Source organism: Actinokineospora sp. NPDC004072, from assembly GCF_053604195.1.
The window spans coordinates 274564-292126 of record NZ_JBSGHB010000010.1; the positions used below are offsets into that span (position 1 = coordinate 274564).

Genomic DNA, 17563 nt, shown 5'->3' on the forward strand with positions numbered 1-17563 from the left:
CCGGGATGAGCATCGCGGCCGCCGCGCCGAGCCGGATCGGCGCGTTCGCCCGGCTGGCCAAGCTCGACGTGTGGGACTACTACCTGGCCGTGCCGCTGGCCTGGGCGCTGAGCGGGCCCGGGGCGTGGGGCTCGCCGGAGGTGCTGGTCACGCTGGGGCTGTTCCTGCTCGGGACCGTCGGGGTGGTCGCCGGGGCGGTCGCCTTCGACGACGTGACCGGCTTCCGCGACGGCAGCGACGCGGCCAACTACGGCCCGGACGCCCCGGCCCGGCGGCTGGCCCGCAAGCCGCTGCTGACCGGCGAGATCACCGAGCGCGAGGCGGTCGCCTTCGGCTGGGCCGCCACCCTGCTCGGCCTGCTCGTGTGGGTGTGGACGGCGGCGTTCGCCCCGTTCAGCCCGCTGTGGGCGCTGCTGCTGCTGGCCCTGTGCCTGGTCTCGGCGGTGCAGTACTCGTGGGGGCTCAAGATCAGCTACCGGGGCTGGCAGGAGGTGTTCCTCGCCGGGTTCGGCGTCGGGCTGGTGCTCACCGCCGTCGGCCTGTGCGTCGGGTCGCTGACGCCGTTCGCGGTGGTGCAGGCCGTCCTGTTCGGACTCGGGCCGCTGCTGTTCGGGGTGTACTCCAACACCCGCGACGCCGCGGGCGACGCGCGCGTCGGCAGGCCCACGGTCGCGGTGCTGCTGGGGTCGCGGGGCAACGGGCTGTTCATCGCCGCGCTCTCGGTCGCCGAGATCGCGCTGATCGTGCTGTCGGCCGGGCTCGGGGCCGCGCCCTGGTGGTTCGCCCTGGCCATGCTGCCCGCGATGGCCATGCGGGTGGCCCAGCTGCACCGCGGCGTCGGGCTCGGCGACCTGCTCGGCGCGCGGCTGATCGGCCTGCACGCCCACCGCACGACCGTCGCGCTGCTGATCCTGGTGAACCTCTTCCTGCCCGTGCTGGCGGCCCGCTGATGGGCGCCGACCTCGACGTCGCCGTCGTCGGCGCGGGCATCGCGGGGCTGGTGGTCGCCCACCGGCTGCGGTCGGCGGGGCGGCAGGTGCACGTCTTTGAGTCCGCCGACGACGTGGGCGGGCGGATGCGGTCGCTGCGCCGCGACGGCTACCTCATCGACACCGGCGCGGAGATGATCGGCACCCACGGCTACCCCGCGACCTGGCGGCTGCTCGGCGAGCTGGGCATGTCCGAAGAGGACGTGCCGCGCATCGGCGCGGGGCTGGCGGTGTGGCGGGAGGGCCGGGCGCACCCGGACGTCGGCGACCCGCGCGGGCTGCGCACCGGGGCCGGGCTGTCGCTCGGCGCGCGGGTCGCGCTGGGCAGGCTGCTGACCGGCCTGCGGCTGCGCGCCAAGCGGTTCGACCCCGACCACCCGGAGGCCACCCCGCTGCGCGCCCAGACCCTGGCCGAGCTGCTCCGCCACCGCCCCCGCGACCTGCACGACTACCTGTTCGCCCCGATCGCCAGCGGCTTCTACGGCTGGGACACCGCGCTGGCGTGCGCCGGTCCGCTGCTGGCGCACCTGAACGCCATCGGCCCGACGAGCACGTTCCGCACCTACCGCGACGGCATGGACACCCCGGCGCGGCGGCTGGCGGCGCGGCTGGAGGTGTCGACCGGGACGCCGGTGGAGTCGGTGTCCACCGCCCTGGGCGGGGCCCGGCTGCGGGTCGGCGGCGCGGACGTCACCGCCCGGCAGGTCGTGCTCGCCGTGCCCGCGCCGGTCGCCGCCGCGCTGCACCCGGAGGCCCCCGAGTACGTGCGCGCGGTGCCGTACCGGCCGATGGTCAAGCTCGTCTGCCTGCTCGACGTGCCGGTAGCCCCGGTCGAGGGCACCTTCGGGATGTTCGTGCCGCCGGTGGAGAACCCGATGTTCGCCGGGTACGTGGTCGACGACCGCAGGCACCCGAACCGCGCGCCGCAGGGCCGCGGCCAGGTCACGCTGTTCGCAGGCCCGGGTGCGTCCGCCGAGCTGGCCGCAGGCCCGCCCGAGCGCGTCGCCGAGGTCCTGCTCCCCGAGGCCGCCCGCTACCTGCCCGCCCTGCGCTGCCGAGCGACCGTGCCCTCGGTCTTCCGCCACGGCATGCCCATGCCCACCCCGGCCGCCCTGGCCGCCCGGCAGGACTTCCTGCGCCGCCCGCCGTCGGCGGTGGAGTACGCGGGCGACTGGTTCACCCTGCGCCCCGCCACCGAGGGCGCCATCCGCTCCGCCGAACTGGTCAGCGCCCGCGTCCTGGATCGCAGGCCGAGCATGGCGGTGGCCGGTGGCTGAGCGGTTCTCGCCGGGGGCTGGCGCTGCCCGGGCCGCGCTGGGCGGCTGCCGCGGGCGAGGGGGGCCAGCGCCGGGGTGTCGTGGTCGGGATCGAGCCTGGGGGGTTGCTGGTGGCTGAGACGGCGTACTGCTTCGACACCGGGTTCGACCGGGAGGGGGAGCGGCTGGCGTTGGGGGAGGCCCTGTGGGACGCGGGGACCTTCGCGCGCCTGGCCGGGCTGGTGGGTCCGGGGTCGCGGTGCCTTGAGGTGGGGGCGGGCCGGGGGTCGGTGGCGCGGTGGATGACCGCCCGGGGGGCGTACGTGACCGCGGTCGACCGGGATGTGTCGCGGTTGGACGTCCCCGGTGGCCGCGTGGTGGAGATGGACGTGTGCGACGGCGTGCCGGGCGGCGGGTACGACCTCGTGCACGCGCGGTTGGTGGTGCAGCACCTCGCGGACCGGCTGGGGGCCGTGCGGCGGATGGTCGAGGCGCTGCGGCCCGGTGGCCATCTCGTGCTGGAGGACACCGACACCGCTTCGCTGTTCAGCCACGCCGACGGCGTCTTCCACGAGGGCGTCAAGCGCGCGGCCTACGCGGTCATGCGCGAGTCGGGCTACCACCCGCGGTGCGGGCTGCTGGACGTGGAGCTGGCCGAGGCGGCCGGGCTGGCCGACGTGCGGGCCGACGGGCGCGCCGAGGTCGTGCGCGGGGGATCGCCGGGCGGGCGCTGGTTCGCGCTGTGGCTGGAGCACCTGCGTCCGCGGCTGACCGGGGTGTCCGCTGTGGACGTCGACCGGGCCGTGGCCGACCTGCTCGACCCGCGGCACACCTGGTTGTCGCAGGTGATGGTGACCGTCATCGGTCGGAAGGTGGGACCGTGAAGCCGAAGGACCTGGGCACGCTGTTCGACGACCTCGTCGACCGCGGCGTGCGCACCGTGGCCGAGCTGGACCGGCCGCTGGACATCGCGCCGGACTTCGGCACGACCTACACCATGGCCGACCTCGCGGGCCTGGTGCGCAACGCGGCCGGGTGGCTGCACGCGGCGGGGGTGGGCCCGGGCGACCGGGTGGCCGTGGTCAAGGAGAACCACTGGGACTACGTCCTGCTGGCGGCCGCGGCGGCCCGGCTGGGCGCGGTGCCCGCGCTGCTGTCGGACAACCTGCCGCCGCAGACGTTGCAGGTTCTCCTCAAGCGGCTGGACCCGGCCCTGCTGGTGACCTCGACGGGCGTGCTGGACAACGCCCGCGACGACGAGACCGACCTGGTCGGCTTCGCCCGCCGCACGCTGGTGGTGGACGGGCGCTACCCCGGCGCGCTGGACCTGGCCGCCGTGCAGGGCACCCGCCCACCCGCGGTGGTCCGCCGCGTCCCGGACGCGCCGCTGATCATCAACCACACCTCCGGCACCACCGGGACACCCAAGCTGGTCCTGCACACCGCCGAGACCCTGATCCACCGGCTGGCCGCCCGGGAGGCCCAGCGGGTCCCGGTGCTCTCGACCAAGCCGTCGGACACCGTCGCCTCCGCGATCGCCTACTGCCACGGCCGGGCCGTGCCGTGGACGATGAGCGTGCTGTGGCTCGCCCCGTCCAAGGTGGTCGTGATCGGCGGCGACGAACCCGACGTCCTCCGCGAGCACCCGCCGACGACGCTGGAGGCGCTGCCGTCGGTGTTCGTGCGCTGGCAGGGCCTGACCGCAGCCCCCGACCACCCCTTCGGCGACGTGCGGCTGTTCGTGAGCACCTTCGACGCCATGCACCCGCCCACGGTGCGGGCATACCTGGGCGCGTCCCGCCGACGGCACCCGCTGTGGGTGCAGGTGTGGGGCCAAACCGAAACCGGCCCGATGACCTTCCGCTTCCTCACCCGCCGCTCGGTCGCCACCCGCGCCGACCGCCACCCGACCACCCGCAACCTCGGCAGGCCCATGCCCGGCCGTACCCGCCTGCGCGTGGTCGACCCGAGGACCTTCCAGGACGTGCCCACCGGCCGCCCCGGCTTGGTGCTGGTCCGGACCGCAGCCCAGTGCGTGGACTACATCGGCGAACACGAACGCTGGCGCGCCAAGTCCGCCGACGGCTGGTGGAACTCCGGCGACGTCGGCCTGCGCACCCGAACCGGCTCCTACCTCCTCCTGGACCGCGAGGTCGACGTCATCCCCGGCCAAAGCTGCGTCGAACTGGAGGACGTGATCGAAGACCGCGTCCCCGAAATCGTGGAATGCGTAGTCCTGGGCACCCCAGGCCGCCTCCCCATCCCGGTAGTCGTCACCGTCGACGGCTCCCTAGACCCCGCCCACTGGGCCACCGCAATCCACGACCTCCCCGCCCTAGCCGACCCAGTCGTCTTCACCTGGGACCGAGTCCCCCGCACCGGCACCGGCAAAGTCCGCCGAATGGAACTCCGAGCCCTCCTCCACTGCGGCCCAGCCACCTTCGGCACCGGCCACTGGACCTAACCCCCGGGCACGACAAACACGAAGGCGGGCCCAGATGCCCACCGCCACAACAGGGAACGGGAACGCGCCCACCCGCCCAACCGGAACGCGCCCCCGCCCAAGTGTCCGATGGGGTGGACTTGCATTCGCGGGGAGCGAAGTGCCGCTAAACTTGCGGGGGCGTGAACGGGCTTCGCCCGCATCGCCGCTCTTCACGCCCAGCGGCGCTTCGCTTAGGGGTCCCCGCGAATGCAAGTTCACCCCATCGGACCACCCACCCAAGCCGCGCAACCACGGGCCAAAGCCGAGCAATCACCGCCGGAACCCGCGCAACCACCGCCCACGAGCCCCAGCAGCAGCTTCAGTTCTCGACCTTCAACTCCAAATCCGCCAGCGGGTAGTACAACGTCCCCGACCGCTCCTCCCCCCAACTCTCCGTCTCCCCCCGCTTCCACGTCCGCCCCGCCTCAGCCTCAATGAACGCATACGAAGCAGTAGCCCGCACCGAAGTCTCCACCTCATCCGCGATCTCCTGCGTGCTGCTAGCCGTGAACTCCCGCCCAGCAACCTGCTGCGTAGCGCTCACCGAAAGCCTGCCGTCGGCGACATCCTCCGGGTCGTACTGCAGCGTCCCGCTCAGCTCATCCCCTTCATGGTTCCTCGCGGCGACGATGATCCAGCCGCCCCGGGGGATCATGACCCCGTCGCAGGCGAAGACCCCGCTGATGATGTCGCAGTGCTCGGTCTCCGACGGCGAGGTCGTCTGCTGGTCGTCGCCGACGAAGCGGACGGAGACCGCGTAGTCGTCGAGGAGGAACGTGCCGCCCAGCTCGCCCGCGACGTGCACGGCGAGGCTGAAGTCGATGGTGGTGTGCCCCAGCTCCGGGTTCTCCCGGACCGGCGCGGGCACGACCTCCAGCGTCAGCTCCTTCTGGGCCAGGCTCTGCGAGGAGTTGTTGATCTCCATCGTGATGTAGGCGTAGACCTGTGCCTCGCCCGCCGCCAGCTCGTCGACGTCCAGGGTGAACTGGACCTCCTCGCTGCCCGCGAGGTCGATCTCGTGGTTGGCGAACTCCGCGCCCGCGACCATCGTCAGCGTCGCCGTGCCGGACTGCTCGGCGCCCATGTTGCGGACCTGCACGGTCAGCCTGCCGCCCTCGCTGTCGTAGGCGCGCCCGTGCGAGGGGTGCAGGCCGTGCGCGGGCTTGGGGTCGAAGCGGAAGACCGTGATGTCCAGGTCGGGCGGCTGCACGTAGCCGGTGGTCGCGGTGGCCGCGCCCACGGTGAACTGGCCCTGCTGCTGGCCGAGGACCTGGGAGGTGCCGTCGACCTCGGCGTAGACGAGCACGTCCAGCGGGTGCGTCCCGGCGGGCAGGGTGCCCACCACGTACTGCGCCCACTGCGTCTCGCCTGCCCCCACGCTCAGCCCGACCGCCTCGGTGCGGTCGGCGACGGTGAAGTTCACCCCGAGCGTGATCGGCTCGCCGTCGTCATTGCTGACCTGGGCGAACACCTGGACCTGTGTGCTCTCGTCCAGCACGCCGGAGGTCCCGTCCGCGCGCCCCGCCCCGACCTGGTGCACCGTCACCGCTGCCATCGCCGTCATCCCTTCGCTGACTTGACGCCATCGTGGCGACGGGCAGGCGGGCGGGTCGATGCCCGACGGGGCAGTCACCGGGGCTGAGTTCACCGGTCCGGCGCGCCCGGGGGCTCAGCGGTCGCGGTGGACCAGGTGGTGGGCCAGGCCTGCCAGCTCGGCGTAGCCGCGCGGCGGGAGGTCGGCCCGGCGCAGCTCGTCGAGGGCGGCGGCGAGGAGGTCGCCCGCCTGGCGCAGGCAGTGCGCGCGGCCACCGGCCCGGTCGACCAGCTCGGCGACGCGCACGACGTCGGCGGCCGAGAGCGGCCGCGGCGCGTGGTACAGCGCGGCCAGGTCGCGGCCTGCCTGGGTGCCCGAGGCGAGGGCGGCCAGCACCGGCAGGGACTTCTTGCGCCGGTCGAGGTCGGCGTAGACCGGCTTGCCGGTCGCGTCCGGGTCGCCCCAGATGCCCAGCACGTCGTCCACGAGCTGGTAGGCAAGGCCGATGCGCTCGCCGAAGCGGCGCAGGCCGGGCGCGCCGAGGACGACCGCGGCGGTGATCAGCGCGCCGGTCTTGCGCTCGGCGGTGCGCAGCCCGTCGGCCAGGGTGACGTCGGTGCGCCGCTCGAAGGACAGGTCGGCGGCCTGGCCGTCCTGGCAGGCGGTCACCGCGGCGGTCAGCACCCGGGTGGCGGCCGCGTCCGGGGCCAGCACGTCGTAGGCCAGGGCCAGCAGCGCGTCCCCCGCCAGCATGGCCGCGCCCCGGCCGAACACCGCCCACGCGGCGGGCCTGCCGCGGCGGGCCCGGTCGCCGTCGACGATGTCGTCGTGCAGCCGGGTGTAGTTGTGCGCCAGCTCGACGGCGACGGCCGCGGCGGTGGTGTCCGCGCCGACGGCGGCCCCGGCGGCCAGGGTGAGCGCCGGGCGCACGCACTTGCCGCCGTGGTCGGCGCGCGGCTGCCCGTGCTCGTCCCACCACCCCAGGTGGTAGCCGGCCACGTGCCTGGTCGACGAGGGCAGGGTGTCCACCGCCGCGCGCAGGCCCGGATCGATCACCGCGCGGGCGTGCGCGAAGGCGTCGCCCCGCTGGCCGCAGACGAGATCGAGTACCGACACCGCATCCCCCAGGTCCCGGCCCACAGTCCACTGTGGACAGCAAGCGTGGCTGATCGGCGATGACGCTAACACCGCCGCCCGGATGCGGTGCGCCGGGCGCGGGCCAACCACCCGAACCGGTGGTCAGCCGGCCAACCAGCGGTCCAGGGCGGCGTGCACGCGCGGCTGCGACCAGTACGTCAGGTGGTCGACGCCGTGCCCGCTGTCGAACACCTCCGGCTCGGGCAGCGGGAACGCCGCCGCGCCGTTGGCCGCGTGCACGCCCTCGGTCGGGACCACCAGGTCGTTCGGGGCCGCGCCGAAGACGGCGTCCATCAGCCCGTTGCGCAGCCCGCGCGCCAGCGGCGAGCCGGGCGGGGGCTCGTAGTCGGCGGCGATCGCGTGGTAGGCGGCCTCGACCGGGCCGCCCGCGTTCAGCTTGCCCAGGAACTCCCCGGAGGGGTTCATCGACATCAGCCCGTCCAGGCCGCGGAACGCCCCCACGGCCAGTTGCTTGAGGACGGTCAGCACCATGTCGATCACGTCGGTGACGCCGTTGTCGGGGACCAGCTGCAGCCAGTTCGTCAGCCGGTCCATCCAGGACCCCAGGTGCTCGGGGTCGGCCAGCGCCGTGCCCGCGTTGGGGGTGCCGACCATGACCAGCGTGCGCACCGCGAGCCGGTCCGGGGTCAGCCCGAACTCCGCGCCCAGCTCGCACAGCGCCCGGCCGACCAGGCCGCCGCGGGAGTGGGCGACCACGTCCAGCCGCAGCCGCGCCGACTCCGGCACCAGCGCGGCGAAGGCGCGGGCGTTGGCCAGCGGGTCGACCGAGAGGGTGTGGTGGTCGTAGGCGAACACCCGGCCGCCGTAGCGGGTGTGCAGGTCGCCGAGCAGGGAGGTGGGCAGCCCGGCGAACCCGGTGCGCGTCGAGCTGCCGGTGCCGTGCAGGAACAGCAGGGCGGGGCCCTCGGCCAGCGTCGACCAGCCCGGCACGCCCGCGGTCATCCCGACCAGGCCCTCGGGCCGGTTGCGCTGCTCCCAGCGGCGGGCGAAGAAGTCCCCGACCCGGCCCAGCACCGGGTCGACCAGCGGGAAGACCAGCACCTTGAGCAGCTTCGACCCGAGCGCGCCGATCAGCCCGCGCTCGCCGGAGCCGGGCGGGACCGCGGCCACCGGGATGCGGTAGGTCCGCCGGTCCCCGCCGCGGTCCTGCGAGTCCGCGGCCTCCACGGGAAGGTGCCAGCGCAGCAGGCCGTCCTCGTCGGCGGCCAGCACGAGCTGCCCGAGCCCGGTGCCCGGGCCGGGGACCTCCACGACCAGTTCGCCCTCGTCGGGGGTGGTCACCTCGACGGTCAGCTGCGTGTCGTAGTCGGCGCGGTCCAGGGCGTCGGCCAGCAGGGGGCGCTCGCCGCCCCGCAGCTCGGGCGCGCCGGGCAGGTGCACGGCCACCTGCCCGGTCATCCCCGGGGACACCACCGTCACGTCGCCGACGCGCACCAGCGCGCCATCGGGCCGCAGCCGCTCAGCCATAGGTGCTCTCCGTTCGCTCCATCGCCAGCCGGGGGTGGCCGAAGAACTGGTAGGCCAGGGCCGTCGCGGGCCTGCCGTCGCGGGTGGCCCGGGAGACCCGCGAGCGCCAGCGGCGCAGGATCTCCGCGGGCGCCACCCCGGCGTAGGCCAGCCGGTAGAACTCCTCGGCCGCCGCCGAGGCCGCCGCGTCGTGGACGTTCCACAGCGGCGCGACCACGCCCGCCGCGCCCGCGGCCAGGAACGCCCTGGCCAGGCCGGAGTAGTCGCCCAGCACCTCCCCGCCCGCGCCGACCTGGCAGGCGTTGAGGAAGACGAACGGCCTGCGGGTGAAGTCCAGCGCCGCCACCTGGTCCGGGTGCAGGAACCGGTGCCGGGTGCGGCCGCCGGACTCGGCCAGCAGCACCAGGCCCTCCTGGGCGGACTCCGGGTCGTAGCGGCCGTGCAGGGCGAAGTGCAGCACGTCGGCGCGCGGGCCCGCGTCGAGCGCGTCGAGCACCGCCGAGTGCAGCGGGCCGATCTCCTCGCACGGCGGGTAGCGCTCGCGCAGCCACTGCGCCTCGGCCTCGGCGTGCGGCAGCCGCGACCACCCGGGCACGCCCTCGTAGCGGGCGGTGATCACCGCGTGGGTGCCCGCCCGGACGCGGACCGGCGGCGTCGGCGCGGGCCTGCCGCGGGCCAGCACCCACCGGCCGATCGCGGCCGTCGCGCCCAGGAACGGCGAGCCGTGCTCGGGGGTGTCGAGCACGGCCAGCTCCCACGGCACGTGCGGCTCGGTGCTCAGCAGCAGCACCGACGGCACCTCGGTGCGCTGCCGCAGCGCGCGCAGGGCGTCGGCCACCGGCTCGGGGACCAGCTCGCCGATGCGCCTGCCGAGGCCGATCAGCCGCAGCGCCGCGCCGCGGGCGTCGTCGCCGTAGCCGCCGATGTCGATGCGCAGCGCGCGGGCGAACGCGGCCGGGTCGTCGCCGATGTCGCTGCGGAACGGGCCCGCGTGCGGGGCGATCCGGGGCAGCGGCGAGCGCACCGACCACAGCAGCGTCTGCCCGCGCACGTCCTCGCCGCGCTCGACCACGATCACCAGGTCGGGCCGGTCGGCGTCGAGCAGCGGGCGGATGTCGAGCACCCGGCCGTCGAACAGCGGCACCGTCCCCGACGGCCGCGCGGCGACCTCGATCTCCCGCGAGGCGAACCCGCGCAGCTCGCCGCCGTGGTGGTAGGCCGCGCCGAGCTGCCTGCGGGCGCGCAGGCCCGGGCCGTCGAGCGCGGTCATCCGCAGGTCGACGGCGTGCTGCTCGGGGTAGGCGATGCGGACCGGGTTGGCCCAGCCGTCCGGGGCGAAGGCCGCCGGGTCGTAGACGACCACGACCTCCAGCTCCACCCGGCCGCGCGGCAGCGGGACGGTTCCGGTGCTCAGCAGCGCCGGGTCGCGCCGCTCGGCCAGGCCGACGCGCAGGGTGAACACCTCGCCCGCGGTGACCGAGGCGGGGGCGCGCAGCAGCGGCCACGCCTCCTCGGCGGGCGCGCCGCCCGCGGGGCTGGTCTTGGGCTTGTCCTCGACCAGCCAGTCCCCGCCGCGCGGCCTGCCCCAGGGCTGCTGGCCGTAGCCCTGGTCGTATCCCTGGCCGCCACCCTGCTGCACGCCGCCCTGGTCGTGCCCGTGGTGGTCGCGGCGGGCGTCGTAGTCGCCCCACTCGCCCGCTCCCGTGCCGCGCTCGACCAGGGCGGCGTGCAGCAGGGTGGCGGCGGCGGTCATCAGGTGCTCGTCCCAGAGCAGGTCGCGCAGCGCCGAGAGCAGGTGGGACTCCAGGCACGTCAGCAGCTCCGGCGGGACCTCCGTCGGCGGGCCGCCGCGCTCCAGCCAGTCGCGGGCCGCGGCGCGCACCCGCCGCACCGCGGGCCCGCGCGCCTTGGCGAGCCCGGCCAGGAGCTGGCGGGCGTAGACCAGCCCGGCGGGATCGCCGAGCCAGGCCAGCAGCCGGGCGCGCTCCGCCGCGGTCAGCACCGTCCTGTCACCCCCTCACCACCGCCATGCAAGGCTGTCACCGCCGCGAACCGCTCGGAGCCCGGGGGTGCCCTCACATGATCGCCGTGTTCGCCACCGTCCTGACCTGGGCGGCGGTGGCCGCCGCGCTGTGGGCGCTCGTGCTCGTCGTGCTCAACCGGCCGCTGCTGCTGGACAAGCCCGCCAGCGGGCTGCTGGTCGTGTTCCTGCTCATTATCGAACTCGCCCTGCTCGTGCAGGCGGTGATCGGGTTCATCCGGCTCGCCGGGGCCGACCACCCCGTCGACGGGCTGTCCTTCGGCGGGTACCTGCTCGGCGGGCTGCTGCTGCTCCCGCTGGCGGTGTTCTGGTCGATGATGGAGCGCAGCCGCTGGGGCATGGCGGTCGTCGTGGTCGGCGCGCTGCTCATCCCGGTGGTCATCGTGCGGCTCAACGAACTCTGGGCGGTGGGCGGTGCCTGAGCTGCGCAGCGGGCCGGGGCGGCTGCTGGTCGCGGTCTACGCGGTGTTCGCCCTGGCCGCGTGCGCGCGGTCGGCGGTGCAGCTGGCGACCCGGTTCGACACCGCGCCCCTGGCGTATCTGCTCTCCGCGCTCGCCGCGGCGGTGTACGTGGTGGCGACCGTCGCCCTGATCCGCGGCGCGCGCAGGCTCGCGGTGGTCGCGTGCCTGGTCGAGCTGGTCGGCGTGATCGCGGTCGGCACGGCGAGCCTGCTCGCCCCGGCCGCCTTCCCGGACGCGACCGTGTGGTCGGCCTTCGGCCAGGGCTACGGCTACATCCCGGCCGTGCTGCCGGTCCTCGGGCTGTGGTGGCTGGCTAGAGCGCGCGGGTGACGTGCGCGGCGATCCGGGCCGCCACGGCGGGCTGGTGGTCGGCCAGGTAGAAGTGGCCGCCGGGGAACTCCTCCACGGTGCACGCCGCCGTGGTGTGCTCGGCCCAGCGGTCGGCCTCGGCGCGGGTGACCTTCGGGTCGCGGTCGCCGATCAGGACGTGGATGGGGCAGTCCAGCGGCCTGGTGCCGGGGGTGAAGCGGTAGGTCTCGGCGGCGCGGTAGTCCGAGCGGATCGCCGGGAGCACCAGCGCGACCATCTCCGGGTCGCTGAGCAGCGGGCCCTCGGTGCCGTCCAGCGAGCGGATCTCGGCCAGCAGCCCGGCGTCGTCGCGCTCGTGGACGCGCTCGTCGCGCACGGCGGTCGGGGCGCGGCGGCCGGAGGCGATCAGGCACAGCGGGGCCGCGCCGCACTCGCGCAGCCGCACCGCCACCTCGAAGGCCACCGACGCGCCCAGGCTGTGGCCGAACAGCGCCAGCGGCACGTCCGCCCACGGCTCCACCGCGTCGACCAGCAGGTCGGCCAGGTCGGCGACGGTCTCGACGAACGGCTCCTCGCGGCGGTCCTGGCGGCCGGGGTACTGCGCGGCCAGCACCTCGACGTCGGGGGCCAGATCGCGGGAGAAGGGGAAGTAGTAGCTGGCCGACCCGCCCGCGTGCGGCAGGGCCAGCAGCCGGGCCCGCGCCCGCGGCGACCGGTGGAACCGGCGGATCCACAGGTCGGTCGTGTCGGCGGGAGCGGTCATCGGGGGATCACCTCGGCGGCTTGGGGGCAGGGCGGCGCCGTCCATGCTCCCAGGGGCCGCTGACACGGGCCCGGGCGTTACCCATTCGGCGGAATCTGACCCATGTGGGTGGTTCTTTCGAGCGGGACCGTCGACTTTCGCCACGGGAGGTAACTGGGGGCGCACCGGCACGATGGTCCGTTCGGAAGCTCACCAGCGAACAACGCCGAGCGTCGCATCGGGCGGCCGGACACCGGTCCGGTCGAACCCGGTCGTGAGGGGCGCTCGGCGTCGAACGGGGGTTGCCCATGTCCCTCCCGATCTGGCTCGGCTGCGCGGTGGTCGTCGGGGTGGTGGTCCCGTGGCGCCTGCGCATCGCCGCGGTCCGCCTGCGCGCGATCCTCGCCGAGGCGCGCGGGCCCGCCGAAGCCGGCGGCGCCGCGATGGTCCACAGCGCCGCAGAGCCCGATGACGTGCCCGCGATCGCCTGGCCGCACCCGCCGGGCCGGTTGTGGGTGCGTTGAGCCGGGCCGCCCCCGCGGCCCGGCTGCCCGTCAGCCGCGCAGGGCGGCGTCGATCGCGGTGCGGTCCACGCGCCCGATGTGGGCGCAGGCGCGGTCGCCGCGGAAGAACCACAGGTGGTGCTGGCGCCAGCGGACGATCCGGCCGTCGCGCCCGGTCGGCGCCATCGGGTCGCCGACGTAGGTGCCGGAGAACTCCAGGCGCAGTTGGACCGAGCCGATGTCGGCCGGGCGGATGTCGAGAATTCTGGCGTACAGATCCGGCATCCGCAGCCGGGTCGCGGCGATGCGGGTGCGCAGCCCGGCCAGGCCGTCGGCGAACACGCGCGGTTCGGACAAATCGCGGATATCCGGTTCTGCGAATTCGGGCAGGACCGTGAAGTCGCCTTCGTTCACCGCTTCGGCGATGAATGCGGCGGTGATCTCCACATTTGCCGCCGCCTGCTCGGCATCGGCGACGACGACGCGCATGCGCGGGGAATAGGTGCGGTTCACCGCTCCTGCTCCAGCGCCCCCGAGAGCGCCTTGCGGTGTTCGCGGCGGATCTCGACCGCGCGGGCGGCGGCGTACTCCGCCTCGGTCTCGGGGTACACCCCGGGCACCGCGCGCGGGTTGCCGTCGGCGTCCACGGCGACGAAGACGAGGTGGGCCTCGGCGACGGCGACCCGCTCGCCTGCCCCGCGCTGGGCGGTGACGTAGACGCCGATGTCCATCGAGGTCCGGCCGGTGCCCTCGACCTGCGCGAACGCCGTGACGACGTCGCCTGCCCAGGTCGGGTTCTTGAAGATCATGTGCTCCACGGTGACGGTCACGGCGTGCCCGTCGGCGTGCCGGGCGGCGGTCGCCCACGCGACGTCGTCGACGAGTTCGAGCACGAGGGTGCCGCGGCCGGAGCCGAACATGTTCTGGTCGGCCCGCCACACGACACGGGAGAGCTCGCAGCGCGAGGAATTCATCGTCTTCGGCTGCAGATCGGTTTCGACAACGCGCATGACAGAAGTCATCGGGCAGTGCTCCATCAGGTGTTGAAAGCAAATGGGACAAGACGCGGGGGGACCGTCGCGGGAACAACACTAAACGATCACCCCCCGTTCTGCCGAACCGGCGCGTCGATGTCGGGCCGAATTAGCTCATTGCGGTGACATCCCAGGGTGGGATGCGGATATGTTCATCCGAGCGTCTTTCGGCCCGGTGCTGGGCATATGCGCGTGTGGAACGCTTCGGTGTAGCGGTAGCCCCCGGCGTGTCCGGCCGGGCGCCTGCCCCAACAGGCGGAGATGGCGTCCGGGTCGGGCGACCGCCCGCGCGTGGCCCGGCCCGGCCCCGAGCCGGTTCAGTCCACAGGGGAACGTCTCTCGCCGCTGCTGGACAGCACTTCGTGAGAAATAGTCGACCCGGATGGCGGTGCGCGGGCGGGCAGGCGGTGGGCGAGCATGGCAAGGTCGAATCCGACGATCACCGGAACCGGCACATTCCCGCGGATAGGATGGGCCACCATGCGGACACGGGCCTCCACGCTGGTGGGCCGGGACGGCGAGGCGGCCCGGTTGGCCGGGCTCATCGACCAGGCCAGGTCCGGGCGCGGCGGCGCGGCGTTCGTGGTCGGCGAGCCGGGCATCGGCAAGTCCCGGCTGGCCGCCGAGGCCGTGCGCCGGGCCCAGGACGCGGGCATGGTCGTGCTGCGCGGCCGGGCCAGCGCCACCGGCCCGACGGTGCCGTTCCGCCCGCTGACCGAGGCCCTGCTGTCGCTGGTGCGCCTGGGCGTGCCGCTGCCCGCGGACGCGCTGGGCCCGTACCGGCCGATCCTGGGCAAGCTCGTGCCGGAGTGGAGCGTCGGCGAGTCCGGCCCCAGCTCGCTGATCATGCTCGGGGAGGCCATCCTGCGGCTCACCGCCGCGGTGTCCGACGGCCGCGGCTGCGTGCTCTTCCTCGACGACCTGCACGACGCCGACGTCGAGTCGCTGGCCGTCGTGGAGTACATCTGCGACAACCTGCGCACCCAGCCCACCGCGCTGATCGCCACCGCCCGCAGCGAGCCGGGCCCCGCCTACGACGTGGTCCGCTCGGTGTCGCGGCGGGAGAGCGGCGTGCTGGTGGAGCTGGGCAGGCTCGGAATCGCCGACGCGCCTGCGTTCATCGCCTCCTGCCTGGACGAGCCCGCGGTGCCCGCCGGGCTCGCCGAGCGGCTCTGGCGCGACAGCGCGGGCGTGCCGTTCGTCGCCGAGGAGCTGCTGCACGCGATGGTGGACGACGGCAGCCTGGTGCGCGGCGAGGACGGCTGGCGGCTGCGCGCCACCGCCGCCACCGCCGTCCCGCCGACGGTCGCCCGGGCGATCGTGGACCGCGCGGAGCGGTTGGGGCCCAAGGGATGGCTGCTGTGCTCGGCGGCCGCGGTGGTGGGCAGGCGGTTCTCGCTGACGGTCGTGCAGCAGGTGACCGGCATCGACCACCGCTCGCTGCTGGAGCACGTGCACGCGGGCGTCGAGGCGCAGCTGATCAGCCGCGACGAGCACGGCATCGACTGGTACACCTTCCAGCACCCGCTGACCGCCGAGGCGCTGCGCTCGCGGCTGACCCCGGTCGAGAGCGCGGACCTGTCCCGGCGCGCGGCCGACGCGGTGGCCGAGCTGCACCCCGGCCTGCCCGGCGAGTGGTGCCAGCTGGCGGCGCTGCTGCGGGTCGGGGCCGGGCAGCCGGTGCGCGCGGCGGCGCTGTTCGCCGAGGCGGGCTCCCGCGCGCTGGCCGACGGCGCGGCTGGCTCGGCCGTGGCGCTCCTGCAGCGGGCCGAACGCCTGCTGGCCGAGGCGGGCGAGCCCGCCAAGCGCGCCGACGTGCTGGAGCAGCTGCTCTACGCGCTGGCCGAGCACGGCCAGTTCGACCGCGCCTTCGCCCTCGCCGACGCGCTCGCCGGGCTGCCGCCGGAGCGCCGCGTCGCCCTGCACGTGCGCCTGGCCTGGGCCGGGCACATCGCAGGCCGCTGGGCCGAGGGCATGGCCCAGGTGGCCGCCGCCCGCGCGCTGCTGCCCCCCGACGCCGACGTGGCCACCACGGCGGCGGTCGACGTCATCGCCGCCAACCTGGCCGTCGACGGCCCCGGCGAGGACCGCCACGCCGTCGCCGAGTCCCTGGCCCGCCGCGTGATCGCCGCAGCCGACCAGGTCACCCCGACCGTGCTGTGCCAGGCCTGGCAGATGATCGGCTTCGTCGCCCGCGACCGCGACCTCGCCGAGGCCCAGGAGTGCTTCGACCGCTGCCGCGCCGTGGCCCAGGCCGCGAACCTGGCGATCTGGGAGGTGTACGGCGTCATCGGCGGCGCCTCCATCGCCTGGCTGGTCGACAGCGACGTGTCGGTGGTCGAGAAGGCCCGCGACGCCGCCCTGCGCGTCGGCGCGATCACCCTCGCCGAGAACATGACCGCCTCCATTGCGATGGACTCGGTCCTACGAGGCGAGTTCGCCCTCGCAGCCGAACAGATCGAGGCCGCGTTGGCATCGGTGCGCCGCCTGCGGCTGGTAGCCGTGGAACGGTTCCTGTACGTGGTGGCGGCCGCCCTGGCCGCCCACCAGGGCAGGCGTGCGGACATGGAACGCGCCTTGGCCGACTTCCGCGCCACCGGCGCCGAGGCCGCCCAGGAACGACCGCTGGCGCACGGCTTGGCGGGCGCGGTGTGCGCCCTGCTGGAGGAGGACGGAACGGCAGCACGGCGCGAGCTGGCAGTAGCCGCCGACGTAGAAGCCCGCAGCCCAACCACATTCCACCTGTCTGGCACCAACGGCTTGCGGGTACTTCTGTCCGCTTTGGACGGCCGACTCACCGTCGCCGAAGTGGACTCCTTGGCCCAAAAGCCTTCCGCCGCAATGCGATGGAACCGCCAGTTCGTCCTGTTCGCCTACGCCGTAGTGCTGGGACGCTCCGGTGACCCGGCTGCGGCCTCGGAGAAGGCCGCCGCCGCCCGCGCCGCAGGGGAGCCGTTCCCCATGGCCCGCAACCTGGCACTACGCCTGGTAGCCGAATCCGCCCACCGAGACGCCTGGGGCGAACCGGTAGCGTGGCTGCGCGAAGCCGAAGAACACTTCCACCGCGTAGGGATCGCCCCAGTTGCCAGCGCATGCAGACGATTGCTGCGTTCGGTGGGGGAGTCGGTACAGCAACGCCGAACCGGCACAGACCGCGTCCCCGGCCGCCTACGCGCACTGGGCGTGACAATTCGCGAGTACGAGGTGTTCGAACTCCTCCCAGACCAGCAGGGCTACAAGGCACTGGCAGCCCGCCTACACATCTCCCCGCGAACGGTAGAGAAGCACGTCGCTAGCTTGATAGCCAAGACCGGCTGCGGAGACCGCGCAAACCTGGTAAAGCTGGCACGTTCCCTACGCAGCTGAGCTCCGGATCTGTCGCAACGCGCCCCACCAAGCCTGTCCGATGGGGTGAACTCGCATTCGCGGGGAGCGAAACCCCACCCAACCGCACGCGCCCCCGCCCAAGTGTCCGATGGGGTGGACTTGCATTCGCGGGGAGCGAAACGCCGCTAAACTCGCGAGGGCGTGAACGGGCTCCGCCCGCCTTCACCGCCTTCACGCCCAAGCGGCGTTTCGCTTA

Annotated in this window: 15 protein-coding genes; 8 read left to right on the top strand and 7 right to left on the bottom strand. The window is 74.4% G+C overall.

The genetic code is table 11. The features are described 5' to 3' along the window. Positions 1 to 5: 5 nt before the first annotated feature. The 4 genes from ACWEPX_RS18000 to ACWEPX_RS18015 all read left to right on the top strand — a co-directional run bounded on the left by ACWEPX_RS18000 (position 6) and on the right by ACWEPX_RS18015 (position 4709). Positions 6 to 950 carry a UbiA family prenyltransferase gene (locus tag ACWEPX_RS18000; protein ID WP_451898306.1) on the top strand — a complete coding sequence of 315 codons (945 nt, stop codon included), beginning with the start codon at positions 6 to 8 and terminating at the stop codon, positions 948 to 950. Further along, on the top strand, positions 950 to 2266 hold the full coding sequence (locus ACWEPX_RS18005; protein ID WP_451898307.1) for a protoporphyrinogen/coproporphyrinogen oxidase: 1317 nt from the start codon (positions 950 to 952) through the stop codon (positions 2264 to 2266). The genes ACWEPX_RS18000 and ACWEPX_RS18005 overlap by 1 nt, the downstream gene beginning before the upstream one ends. A gap of 110 nt (positions 2267 to 2376) precedes the next feature. Next, positions 2377 to 3129: a class I SAM-dependent methyltransferase gene (locus ACWEPX_RS18010; protein WP_451898308.1), complete on the top strand. Its 753-nt coding sequence runs from the start codon at positions 2377 to 2379 to the stop codon at positions 3127 to 3129. Beyond that, positions 3126 to 4709: a class I adenylate-forming enzyme family protein gene (locus tag ACWEPX_RS18015; RefSeq protein ID WP_451898309.1), complete on the top strand. Its 1584-nt coding sequence runs from the start codon at positions 3126 to 3128 to the stop codon at positions 4707 to 4709. Before ACWEPX_RS18010 ends, ACWEPX_RS18015 begins: the two co-directional genes overlap by 4 nt. A gap of 340 nt (positions 4710 to 5049) precedes the next feature. Here ACWEPX_RS18015 and ACWEPX_RS18020 read toward each other — a convergent pair whose 3' ends face one another. The 4 genes from ACWEPX_RS18020 to ACWEPX_RS18035 all read right to left on the bottom strand — a co-directional run bounded on the left by ACWEPX_RS18020 (position 5050) and on the right by ACWEPX_RS18035 (position 10891). Next, the gene (locus ACWEPX_RS18020) at positions 5050 to 6285 is read right to left on the bottom strand and encodes a hypothetical protein (protein WP_451898310.1); all 1236 of its coding nucleotides are present in this window, start codon (positions 6283 to 6285) and stop codon (positions 5050 to 5052) included. A 114-nt stretch (positions 6286 to 6399) separates the two neighbouring features. Continuing rightward, a complete protein-coding gene (locus ACWEPX_RS18025) occupies positions 6400 to 7380 on the bottom strand; it encodes a polyprenyl synthetase family protein (protein WP_451898311.1) in 981 nt (326 codons plus the stop codon). A gap of 123 nt (positions 7381 to 7503) precedes the next feature. After that, positions 7504 to 8889 carry an esterase/lipase family protein gene (locus tag ACWEPX_RS18030; protein ID WP_451898312.1) on the bottom strand — a complete coding sequence of 462 codons (1386 nt, stop codon included), beginning with the start codon at positions 8887 to 8889 and terminating at the stop codon, positions 7504 to 7506. Then, the gene (locus ACWEPX_RS18035; protein WP_451898313.1) at positions 8882 to 10891 is read right to left on the bottom strand and encodes a CHAT domain-containing protein; all 2010 of its coding nucleotides are present in this window, start codon (positions 10889 to 10891) and stop codon (positions 8882 to 8884) included. The genes ACWEPX_RS18030 and ACWEPX_RS18035 overlap by 8 nt, the downstream gene beginning before the upstream one ends. A gap of 77 nt (positions 10892 to 10968) precedes the next feature. On the opposite strand from ACWEPX_RS18035, the gene ACWEPX_RS18040 reads away from it, so the two are divergent. Next, the gene (locus ACWEPX_RS18040; RefSeq protein ID WP_451898314.1) at positions 10969 to 11352 is read left to right on the top strand and encodes a hypothetical protein; all 384 of its coding nucleotides are present in this window, start codon (positions 10969 to 10971) and stop codon (positions 11350 to 11352) included. Then, positions 11345 to 11722 (top strand): hypothetical protein, encoded by a 378-nt coding sequence (locus ACWEPX_RS18045; RefSeq protein ID WP_451898315.1) that lies wholly within the window; start codon positions 11345 to 11347, stop codon positions 11720 to 11722. Before ACWEPX_RS18040 ends, ACWEPX_RS18045 begins: the two co-directional genes overlap by 8 nt. Here ACWEPX_RS18045 and ACWEPX_RS18050 read toward each other — a convergent pair. Further along, a complete protein-coding gene (locus tag ACWEPX_RS18050; protein WP_451898316.1) occupies positions 11706 to 12464 on the bottom strand; it encodes a thioesterase II family protein in 759 nt (252 codons plus the stop codon). The two genes, ACWEPX_RS18045 and ACWEPX_RS18050, sit on opposite strands and share 17 nt — an antisense overlap. Positions 12465 to 12751: 287 nt before the next feature. Between ACWEPX_RS18050 and ACWEPX_RS18055 the strand changes: the two genes are divergently transcribed. Further along, complete coding sequence (locus ACWEPX_RS18055) at positions 12752 to 12967, top strand: hypothetical protein (protein WP_451898317.1); 216 nt, start codon at positions 12752 to 12754, stop codon at positions 12965 to 12967. Positions 12968 to 12997: 30 nt separating this feature from the next. Here ACWEPX_RS18055 and ACWEPX_RS18060 read toward each other — a convergent pair whose 3' ends face one another. Further along, entirely contained in the window at positions 12998 to 13459 is a 462-nt protein-coding gene (locus ACWEPX_RS18060) for an ester cyclase (protein WP_451898318.1), read from the bottom strand. Further along, positions 13456 to 13956, bottom strand: a complete 501-nt coding sequence (locus ACWEPX_RS18065; protein WP_451898319.1) for an acyl-CoA thioesterase — start codon at positions 13954 to 13956, stop codon at positions 13456 to 13458. Before ACWEPX_RS18065 ends, ACWEPX_RS18060 begins: the two co-directional genes overlap by 4 nt. 504 nt (positions 13957 to 14460) lie before the next feature. Between ACWEPX_RS18065 and ACWEPX_RS18070 the strand changes: the two genes are divergently transcribed. Then, positions 14461 to 17346: a helix-turn-helix transcriptional regulator gene (locus ACWEPX_RS18070; protein WP_451898320.1), complete on the top strand. Its 2886-nt coding sequence runs from the start codon at positions 14461 to 14463 to the stop codon at positions 17344 to 17346. The last annotated feature ends 217 nt before the right edge of the window (positions 17347 to 17563 follow it).